Annotated in this window: 7 protein-coding genes; 5 read left to right on the top strand and 2 right to left on the bottom strand. The window is 67.0% G+C overall.

Going from position 1 to position 9907, the window contains the following annotated elements; translation table 11 throughout:
- A partial coding sequence (locus VEC01_RS07890; protein ID WP_324900262.1) for a hypothetical protein occupies nucleotides 1-1386 on the bottom strand: 1386 nt, incomplete at its 3' end.
- A gap of 150 nt (nucleotides 1387-1536) precedes the next feature.
- Here VEC01_RS07890 and VEC01_RS07885 point away from each other — a divergent pair.
- Nucleotides 1537-2565, top strand: a complete 1029-nt coding sequence (locus VEC01_RS07885) for an SDR family NAD(P)-dependent oxidoreductase (RefSeq protein ID WP_324900261.1) — start codon at nucleotides 1537-1539, stop codon at nucleotides 2563-2565.
- A gap of 30 nt (nucleotides 2566-2595) precedes the next feature.
- Here VEC01_RS07885 and VEC01_RS07880 read toward each other — a convergent pair whose 3' ends face one another.
- Entirely contained in the window at nucleotides 2596-3486 is an 891-nt protein-coding gene (locus VEC01_RS07880) for an oxygenase MpaB family protein (RefSeq protein WP_324900260.1), read from the bottom strand.
- 176 nt (nucleotides 3487-3662) lie between these two features.
- On the opposite strand from VEC01_RS07880, the gene VEC01_RS07875 reads away from it, so the two are divergent.
- The 4 genes from VEC01_RS07875 to napA all read left to right on the top strand — a co-directional run bounded on the left by VEC01_RS07875 (nucleotide 3663) and on the right by napA (nucleotide 9897).
- Nucleotides 3663-6626 (top strand): PAS domain S-box protein, encoded by a 2964-nt coding sequence (locus tag VEC01_RS07875; RefSeq protein ID WP_324900259.1) that lies wholly within the window; start codon nucleotides 3663-3665, stop codon nucleotides 6624-6626.
- Between the two features lie 284 nt (nucleotides 6627-6910).
- On the top strand, nucleotides 6911-7072 hold the full coding sequence (locus VEC01_RS07870; RefSeq protein WP_324900258.1) for a periplasmic nitrate reductase, NapE protein: 162 nt from the start codon (nucleotides 6911-6913) through the stop codon (nucleotides 7070-7072).
- 60 nt (nucleotides 7073-7132) lie between these two features.
- Nucleotides 7133-7405, top strand: coding sequence for a chaperone NapD (locus VEC01_RS07865; protein ID WP_324900257.1), 273 nt, complete (start codon nucleotides 7133-7135; stop codon nucleotides 7403-7405).
- Nucleotides 7402-9897 carry a nitrate reductase catalytic subunit NapA gene (gene napA / locus VEC01_RS07860; protein ID WP_324900256.1) on the top strand — a complete coding sequence of 832 codons (2496 nt, stop codon included), beginning with the start codon at nucleotides 7402-7404 and terminating at the stop codon, nucleotides 9895-9897. Before VEC01_RS07865 ends, napA begins: the two co-directional genes overlap by 4 nt.
- The last annotated feature ends 10 nt before the right edge of the window (nucleotides 9898-9907 follow it).

The following is a 9907-nucleotide window of genomic DNA, read 5'->3' as shown; positions in this document are numbered from 1 at the left end:
GAACTGGGAGCCGTGCAGGATCGCGCCATGCACCAGCTCGCGCTCCCGGTAGCCGTTGTCCATCACGTCGTTTACCGCGAGCGTGCCATAGAAGTTGCGCGCGAGCACACGGTGCAGGTTGCCCTGCCGCGCGGCGCCGATAAAGGCAAGGATCGCGATCAGCGCCACTGCCAGCGCCATCGCGTTGCGTCCGGGACGCCAGCCGGGCACGCGGTGCGCGAGCGTCACCACCACCAGTCCGGTCACGATGGCCGCCGCCGGCAGTTCGACATTGCTGTTGAACAGGCGCGGCGCGGCGAGCGCGACGAAGCAGCCGCCGGCCGCGCCGCCGGCGGCGATCATCAGGTAAAACCAGGTCAGGTATTCCGGATGCGGCTTTTGCGCCGCCAGTTCGCCATGGCACAGCATGCACGCGACGAACAGGCCGCCGCAGTACAGCAGCACCGGCAGCAGCGCGCCGTCCAGCGTCATCGGCCGCAGCAGGTCGATGTTCATCAGGCCGAGCCAGATGATGAACAGCGGCAGGTACCAGTTGCGCCGGTACCAGTTCCCGCCTTCGAAGCAGAGGATGAAGCTGAGCAGGTAGAGCGCCAGCGGCAGCACCCAGAGGAAGGGCACCGGCGCCACGTTCTGCGTCAGGTGGCTGGTGACGGCCATCAGCAGCACCGTGGCGCAGGCCGCGAGCACCACCCACAGCGCGAGGCGCCCGGCCGGCGGGCGCTTTTCGGCGACGGCAGCGCGCGGCGCCGTGGCCGCGGCGCCGAATCCGCGCGCCGCGAGCAGCGCGCACAGCACCGTAAAGGCGACATAGGCGGCGGACCAGGCGAACGACATTTCCGTGATCGCCAGCGCCGGCTCGAACATCAGCGGATAGCTGAGCAGGCCGAGCATCGAGCCGAAATTCGACAGCGCGAACAGGCGGTAGGGCACGGTGTCCGGCTTTTCGCGCGCGAACCATGCCTGCAGCAGCGGGCCGGTGGTGGACAGCAGGAAATACGGCAGGCCGATGGTCACTGCCATCAGGGCGAGGATGCGCAGCGTCGGGTCGTCGCTGCCGGTCGGCTTCCAGCTCTCGTCGGGCGTGATCGGCAGCAGTGCGATGCTGCCTGCCAGCAGCAGGATATGCAGCAGCGCCTGCTTGCCGGGCGACAGGAAGCGGCTGGTCCAGTGCGCGTACAGGTAGCCCGCCAGCAGCAGCACCTGGAAGAACAGCAGGCAGGTGCTCCAGACCGCGGCCGAACCGCCGAACCATGGCAGCAGCACCTTGCCGATCACCGGCTGGACCTGGAACAGGAGAAAGGCGGAGAGGAAGATCGTACCTCCGTACAGCAGCACCAGCGCGGTCCTGCCCTTGCCCGTGAGCGTGCTCGTGTCGGTCCTGTCCATGCGTGCGTCTCCATGCCTGTTGTCGCTGTCGGATGGCGCGCTGCGCGCGGAATTTCATCAGCTGCTCGCGCTTGTGAGCAGGATCAAACGCGGCACGCGTCTTGCATGACTGCGCCGGGTCTGCCACTTGCCCTGGATGAGGAGAAAGCCATGCCTGCCACGAAAGACCGCCCCGCGCTCCGGGGCTTGCGCTTATTGCTGCTTGTTGCGGTTCTTCAACTCTGCGCCTGCACCAGCATGCAGCTGCGGCCGGACGAGCAGCAGGCGGTCGCCGGCAAGACCTATGTGATCACTGGCGCTTCCAGCGGCTTCGGCCGCGGTGTCGCGGAACGGCTGGCGGCGCTTCGCGCCAACGTCGTGCTGGCCGCGCGCCGCACCGATCTGCTCAACGAGGTCGCGGCGCGGGCGCGCGCGGCGGGCGGCACGCCGCTGGTGGTCACCGCCGACGTCGGCCGGCCGGAAGACGTGCAAAGGATCGCGGACGAGACGGTCGCGCGCTTCGGGCGGATCGATGTCTGGATCAACAACGCCGGCGTCGGCGTGCTCGGGCGTTTCGAGGACATTCCGCCGGCCGACCATGCGCGCGTGATCGACGTCAACGTCAAGGGCGTGATCTACGGCAGCCACGCCGCGCTGCGCCGCTTCCGCGCGCAGGGTTACGGCACGCTGGTCAACATCGGTTCCGTCGAGAGCGAAGTGCCGCTCGCCTACCAGTCGACCTACGCGGCATCGAAGGCGGCGGTGCTCAGCCTCGGGCGGGCGCTGAACGAGGAGCTGCGCCTGGCCGGCAGCGACCGGATCGCGGTGACGACCGTCATGCCGTGGGCCGCCGATACGCCGTTCTTCGAGCATGTGGCCAACTACAGCGGCGGCCGGCCGCGCATGGCGGCGATGGACGACCCGCAGAAGGTGGTGGAGGCGATCGTCTGGGCGTCGGTGCATCCGCGCGAGGAATTGCCGGTCGGCTGGAAGGCGAGCGGGGCGACCGTGTCGCATCGCCTGATGCCGGATCTCACGGAACGCATCTCCGCCAATATTTCGCACCGGATGCAGTACGAGACAGCGCCGCCGGCGCCGGCCACCTCCGGGACGCTGCACCAGCCGGTGGAGGCCGGCAGGACGGTGGACGGCGGCGTGCGCAAGCGGATGGAACAGGAAGACGCGGCACGCAAGCGCTAGCAGGCCACCGCGCGACCCGGCCATGCCGGCTCAGCGCCGCCGCGCGTAAAGATAATCCTCGGCCAGTCCGAGCCGCCGGCACGCCTGCGCCGGCGGCGCCGCATGCAGCGGAATGCGGTCGATCAGCGCGCCGCCGCGGGCGATCATCCTGCGCTGCCACCGGGACAGGTCCCACGCATCGCCCAGCGTCAGCCGCTCGCGCACCCACCCGGGCAGAATCGAGATCGCCGCCTTCACCAGCAATTCCTGCACGCGCGCCAGCGGCGGCGGCAGCAGCCGCACACGGCGCACGATGTCGAGGAATTCGAAGACCACGGTCGACGCTTCGAGCTTGTCGCCCATGGTCACGAACAGGATGTCCAGTTCCTGCTGCGACGCCGGGAACCGGTCCGCGCCATACAGCTTCGCAGATGACGCGCCTTCCGCATAGAAGCGGTTGCGCGCCACTTCATGCAGCGGGTCGACGTAGCGGCAGTACGCTTCGAGAAAGCCGTAGCTGGCGGTGGCATGGACCCAGGTCAGCAGTTCCGGATCGTCCGCCCGGTACGGCAGGCCGGCGGGCGTGGTGCCCGCCACCCGTGCATGCAGCGCGCGCACGCGGGCGATCATGGCCTCGGCACGGCTGCGCGGCCCGTACACCGTCATCATTGCCGACAGGCCAGTGCGCCGGATCCGCTGCAGCGGGTCGTTGCGGAACGCGGTATTGCGCCAGACGCCCTCGCGCACGCGCGGCTCGGCCAGTTCCAGCAACACCGCGGCGACGCCGCCGACGAACAGCGACAGCGGATTCTTGAAAACCCGCCAGGAAATCGAGTCGGGCGCGGCCAGTGCCGGCTCGCCCGCCGGCGTCGAGAAATCGGCATCGAAGCCGGTTTCTCCCTGGATGAACGCGTGCGCGGCTGCTTCCAGTCGGCGTTGCAAGGGCGGTGGCAAGACAATGGCGCTGCGGTGAGCATGCATAAGTGGTAGAGGGAAAAAGTCGCTGACGCCGCGCAACTTGAGTTGCGGCAGGCTGCGTGAAAATATAGATGCGTTTGCGCGCCGCACAGTTCCGGCGCCGTTCCTGCCAGCATTGCGGATGTATGAAAGAATGGGTAATGGATTTTTCCGATGACCAGGCCCTGGACCGGGCCAGCGAGCAACTGCGCATATTCCGGCGCGCGGCAGCGCTGCTGTCGTCGTCGCTCGAGCTCGACCAGACACTTGCCAATACCATTGCCGCCTGTCTGCCCGCGCTCGGCGACTTCGGTTTTTTCGACGCGGTACTGGATGACGGCGTGCGCCGCACCGCGCGCGCCCATCTGGACGCTGAAACCGAAGCCTTGCTGCAGACGACGAAATGGGTCCGGCAGGAACCCGGGGCACCGAACCTGTGTGCGTTGTCTTCCGGAAAGCCGGCACTGCAGGTCGACATCGATGACGCCTGGTACCAGCGGGTTGCCCACAATGCGCAGCACCTCGCGCTGCTGCGCCGGCTCGCGTTCCGGTCGATGCTCACGGTGCCGGTGCGCTACGGACGAGAACTGGTCGGCGCACTCACATTGTTTACCGGCCGCTCCGGACGCACCCACGGCGCGGCGGATATGGAATTCGCGCAGGAACTGGCCTCGCTTGCCGCGCCGGTGGTGGTCAACGTGCGCCTGCTGGAGAAGCAGCGCCGCGCGGAAGCGGCGCTGCGCGCCGGCGAAGAGCGCCTGCGGCTGGCGACCGACGCCGGCAGGATCGGCATCTGGGACTGGGACATCGCCAGCGACCGGGTCACCTGGTCCGAAAGGGTGTACGAACTGCACGGGCTGGCGCCCGGCCAGTTCGGCGGGCACGCAGCCGATTTCACGCAGCTGGTCCATCCCGCCGACCGCAACGGCGTGTGGCGGGAGATCGAACTGGCGATCCGCGAGAAAGAAAGCTTTTCCGCCGATTTCCGCGCGGTCCTGCCGGACGGCCGCGAGCGTTGGCTGTCGACCTGGGCGCATCTGTACCGCGACGGGCAGTCCGCGGTGACCCGGCTGGTCGGCGCGACCATCGATATCAGCGAACGCAAGCGGGTCGAAGGCCGCCTGCGCTTCCTGGATGCCGTCAGCGAGGCCACCCGCGGCGCCGTCAGCGCAAAGGCGGTGCTGGAAGTCACCGCGCGCCTGGTCGGCGAGCATCTCGGCGTGACCCGTTGCGCCTATGCCGACCTGGAGCCCGACAACAACCGCTTCACGATCCGCCACGACTGGACAGTGGCGGGGGTGGCGAGCACCGTCGGCCAGTATTCGCTCGACCTGTTCGGCTCCCGCGCAGCGGCCGACATGCGCGACGGCCGCACGCTGGTGATCCAGGACGTCGACACGGAATTGCACGGGGCCGACGGCGCCGCGATGTTCAGCGCGATCGGCATCAAGGCCATCGTCTGCTGCCCGCTGGTGAAGGAAGGCCGGCTGCTGGCGATGATGGCGGTCCACCAGGACCGGCCGCGGCACTGGAACGCGGACGAAATCACGCTGGTGGAGGAAGTGGTCGAGCGCTCCTGGGCGCATATCGAGCGGGTGCGCGCCACCGAAGCGCTGCGCCGCAGCGAGGCGCACCTGTGGTCGCTGTTCCAGCAGACCGCGGCAGGCATCGCCGAGACCGACCTCGACGGCCGCTTTCTGAATGTCAACGAGCGCTATTGCCAGATCCTCGGCCGCCGGCGCGAGGAAGTGCTGGCGCTGCGGATGCAGGACCTCACCCATCCGGACGACCTGGCGCGCAACGTTGCGCTGTTCGAAAAGATGGCGCGGCAAGGCATACCGTTTGAACTCGAGAAGCGCTACCTGCGCCCGGACGGCTCGCTGGTATGGGTGAGCGTGACCGTCAGCCTGATCCGGGCCGAGGGCGGCCAGCCGGCTGGTACGGTGCTGGCGGTGGTGCTCGACATTTCGGAGCGCAAGCAGGCGGAAGAAAAGCTGAAGGATGCCGACCGCCGCAAGGACGAGTTCCTCGCGATGCTGGCGCACGAACTGCGCAACCCGCTGGCGCCGATCGATGCCGCGGCCGGACTGCTGCAGCTGGGGCGCCTGGATGAAGAGCGCATCCGCAAGACCAGCGAGGTGATCACGCGCCAGGTGCGTCACATGACCGGGCTGGTGGACGACTTGCTGGATGTGTCGCGCGTCACGCGCGGCCTGGTCACGCTGGACAAGACGGAACTCGACATGAAGCGCGCGGTCGCCGAGGCGGTGGAGCAGGTGCGGCCGCTGGTGGAGGCGCGCCGCCACGCGCTCGACGTGCAGCTGCCGGGCGCGTCGGCATTCGTGTGCGCGGACAGGAAGCGCATCGTGCAGGTGCTGGTGAACCTGCTCAACAATGCAGCGAAGTATACGCCCGACGGTGGCAGCATCGTGCTGCGCATGGAGGTGCAGGGCGCGCATGTGCTGCTGGAAGTTGCCGACAACGGCATCGGCATGACGCCGGAACTGGTCGGCCGCGCCTTCGAGCTTTTCGCGCAGGCCGAACGCAGTTCGGATCGTGCTCAGGGCGGGCTGGGCATCGGACTGGCGCTGGTGCGCAGCCTGGTGGAATTGCACGGCGGCAGCGTCTGCGCACGCAGCGACGGGCTCGGGCGCGGCAGCCGTTTCACCATCCGCTTGCCGCGCCTGCTGCAGGCCGCCATCCCCCTGGCGCCGGCGCCCGCCGGGCGGCCCGGCGAGCGCACGAATCCGCTCAAGATCCTGATCGTCGACGATAACGCCGACGCGGCGTACATGCTCGCGATGTACCTCGAGGCATCCGGCCACACCGTCCATGTCGAGTACGGCTCACGGCGGGCGTTCGAGCGCGCGCGCAGCGAGATGCCGGACGTCTGCCTGCTCGACATCGGCCTGCCTGACATGGACGGCAACGAACTGGCGCGTCGGCTGCGGGCATGTCCGGAAACTTCGTCTGCGGTGCTGGTGGCGGTCACCGGCTATGGCCAGGACCGGGACCGGCATGCCGCCTTCGATGCCGGTTTCAACCACCATTTCGTCAAGCCAGTCGATGCCGCGCGCCTGGGCGCGCTGCTGGCCGAGATCGGCGTGCGCGACAGTCCCGCCTAGCGCATCGCTTGATGCATGGTCCGCTTCCCGTCTTCCGGCATACATCATGCCGCATATCAATATTCAGTCTGTACCGACCGGTGATTTTCGTTTAACCAAAAGGGAACCATCATCAATCTTGCCGAATCTATATTGCAAGTTTGCCTGCCGCCGGGAACTTCCCGGCGGCAGGAAGAAAAATCCGGTCGCGTTCTCCCGCTTCGGCTGCCCCCCTTGTGTGTTGCCGGCGCCGGCGTCCGTGCGTCCGCATCGCCCAAAGCACCGAGCCCGGAGACGAGCCGAAGATGATAGAAAACCGAGAACCGGTCACCAAAGCGCAGGAGTTGCGCGCCTTCCTCTTTCTCACCATCGTTACCGCGCCCGTCCTGGCGGTTGCCGTCGTCGGCGGTTACGGCTTCTTCATATGGATGTACCAGCTCGTGACCGGCTCGCTGCCCAGCGGGTGATGCGCGCCGCATGACGATACCCCTTCCACAGCAGTCACGCCACCCGAAAGGCAGCCACGCATGGACCAGGAAATTCACATCGCCGGCATCGTCGTCTTCGCCCGCCCCGAGGCGCTGACAGCGGTGGCGGCGCAGCTTCGGCAGGTGCCATCCGCGACGGTGCACGCCGTCTCTCCGGACGGCAAGCTCGTCGTCACGCTCGAAACAGACAGCAGCCGCCGCACGCTCGACTGCATGGATGCGATGCGCGCCCTGCCCGGCGTGGTCGACGTGTCGCTCGTTTACCAGCATGCGGAACCCCGGGAAGACCTCGAACAGGAGATTGAAATATGAAGCTCACGCGACGTGACTTTATCAAGCAGACCGCGGCAGTGACCGCGGCCACCACGGTCGGCGTGCCAATGGAGACGCTCGGCTCCAATGTCGTCACCGATGCGTCCAAGACCCAGCTCGCGTGGAGCAAGGCGCCGTGCCGCTTCTGCGGCGTCGGCTGCGGCGTCAACGTCGGCGTCAAGGACGGCCGCGTGGTCGCCACCCACGGCGACATCAATGCCCAGGTCAACCGCGGCATCAACTGCGTCAAGGGCTATTTCCTGTCCAAGATCATGTACGGCGAAGATCGCCTGACGCGGCCGCTGCTGCGCATGAGCAACGGCAAGTACGACAAGAACGGCGAATTCACTCCCGTGTCGTGGGACGTCGCGTTCGACGTGATGGCGCAAAAGTTCAAGCAGGCGCTGCGCGACAAGGGGCCGACCGGGGTCGGCATGTTCGGCTCCGGCCAGTGGACGATCTGGGAAGGCTATGCCGCCGCCAAGCTGTTCAAGGCCGGCTTCCGCTCCAACAACATCGACCCGAACGCGCGCCACTGCATGGCGTCGGCGGTGGCCGGCTTCATGCGCACCTTCGGCATGGACGAGCCGATGGGCTGCTACGAAGACATCGAGAACGCCGATGCCTTCGTGCTGTGGGGCTCGAACATGTCCGAGATGCATCCGATCCTGTGGACACGGGTATCGGACCGACGGCTGTCCGCGCCCCACGCACGGGTCGCCGTGCTGTCGACCTACGAGCACCGCAGCTTCGAGCTGGCCGACCTGCCGGTGATCTTCCGGCCGCAGACCGACCTGGCGATGCTCAACTACATCGCCAACCACATCATCAAGACCAACCGCGTCAACCGCGATTTCGTCAACAAGCACACCCGCTTCGTGCTCGGCAACACCGATATCGGCTACGGCCTGCGGCCCGACCACCCGCTGCAAAAGGCGGCCAAGAACGTGGCCGAAGCCGGCGGCGGCAAGCCGATCAGCTTCGAGGAATACGCGAAATTCGTCAGCGCCTATGACGTCGACTACGTGTCGAAGCTTTCCGGCGTGCCGAAGGAGCAGCTGCAGCGGCTGGCCGAAATGTATGCCGACCCGAAGGTGAAGGTGATGTCCTTCTTCACGATGGGCTTCAACCAGCATACGCGCGGCACCTGGTGCAGCAACCTGCTCTACAACCTGCACCTGCTGACCGGGAAGATCTCGACACCGGGCAACAGCCCGTTCTCGCTGACCGGCCAGCCGTCCGCCTGCGGCACCGCGCGCGAGGTCGGCACCTTCGCGCACCGGCTGCCGGCCGACATGCTGGTGGTCAATCCGAAGCACCGCGAAGTGGCCGAGAAGATCTGGAAGCTCCCGCCCGGCACCATTCCCGACAAGCCGGGCTACCATGCGGTGGTGCAGTCGCGCATGCTCAAGGACGGCAAGCTCAACGCCTACTGGACCATGGTGACCAACAATGTGCAGGCCGGCCCGAACGTGATGCAGGAGATCCTGCCCGGCTGGCGCAACCCGAACAACTTCGTCGTCGTCTCCGATGTGTACCCGACCGCTTCCACCATGGCGGCCGACCTGATCCTGCCGACCGCGATGTGGGTGGAGAAGGAGGGCGCCTACGGCAACGCCGAACGGCGCACCCAGTTCTGGCACCAGCTGGTCAATCCTCCGGGCGAAGCGCGCTCGGACCTGTGGCAGCTGGTGGAATTCTCGAAGCGCTTCAAGATGGAAGAGGTCTGGCCGAAGGAACTGCTGGACAAGGCGCCGCAGTGGCGTGGCAAGACCATGTACGACCTGCTGTTCAAGAACGGCGAGGTCGACAAGTTCCCGAATTCGCAGATCGAGGCCGGCTACGCGAACGACGAAGCGAAGGCGTTCGGCTACTACATCCAGAAAGGCCTGTTCGAGGAATATGCGCAGTTCGGCCGCGGCCACGGCCACGACCTCGCGACCTTCGACACCTACCACCAGGAGCGCGGCCTGCGCTGGCCGGTGGTGAACGGCAAGGAAACGCAATGGCGCTACCGCGAGGGCTACGATCCCTACGTGAAGCAGGGCGAAGGCTACAACTTCTACGGCATGCCGGACGGCAAGGCGGTGATCTTCGCGCTGCCCTATGAGAAGGCCGCGGAGGAGCCGGACAAGGAATACCCGTTCTGGCTCTCGACCGGCCGCGTACTGGAGCACTGGCACACCGGCACGATGACGCGGCGCGTGCCGGAGCTGTACCGCGCGGTGCCCAACGCGGTGTGCTACATGCACCCGGACGATGCGCGCGACCTCGGCGCACGCCGCGGCGACCTGGTCGAAATCGCGTCGCGCCGCGGCTCGATGCGCACCCGGGTCGAAACCCGCGGACGCAACCGTCCGCCGCGCGGGCTGGTCTACGTGCCGTTCTTCGACGCCAGCCAGCTGATCAACAAGGTGACGCTGGACGCAACCGATCCGATCTCGTTCCAGACCGACTTCAAGAAGTGCGCGGTCAAGCTCCGCAAGGTTTGAGGAGGGCTGA

It is taken from the genome of Noviherbaspirillum sp. (assembly GCF_035627455.1).
In the GTDB taxonomy this organism is placed as follows: domain Bacteria; phylum Pseudomonadota; class Gammaproteobacteria; order Burkholderiales; family Burkholderiaceae_D; genus Noviherbaspirillum.
Note: the sequence above shows the minus strand (reverse complement) of the source record. Positions and strands in the feature narration are given on the sequence as shown.

Coding starts and splice junctions, on each gene's coding strand:
- VEC01_RS07875 (WP_324900259.1), top strand. CDS start 3,663: ATGGATTTTTCCGATGACCAGGCCCTGGACCGGGCCAGCGAGCAACTG.
- VEC01_RS07865 (WP_324900257.1), top strand. CDS start 7,133: ATGGACCAGGAAATTCACATCGCCGGCATCGTCGTCTTCGCCCGCCCC.
- VEC01_RS07870 (WP_324900258.1), top strand. CDS start 6,911: ATGATAGAAAACCGAGAACCGGTCACCAAAGCGCAGGAGTTGCGCGCC.
- VEC01_RS07885 (WP_324900261.1), top strand. CDS start 1,537: ATGCCTGCCACGAAAGACCGCCCCGCGCTCCGGGGCTTGCGCTTATTG.
- napA (WP_324900256.1), top strand. CDS start 7,402: ATGAAGCTCACGCGACGTGACTTTATCAAGCAGACCGCGGCAGTGACC.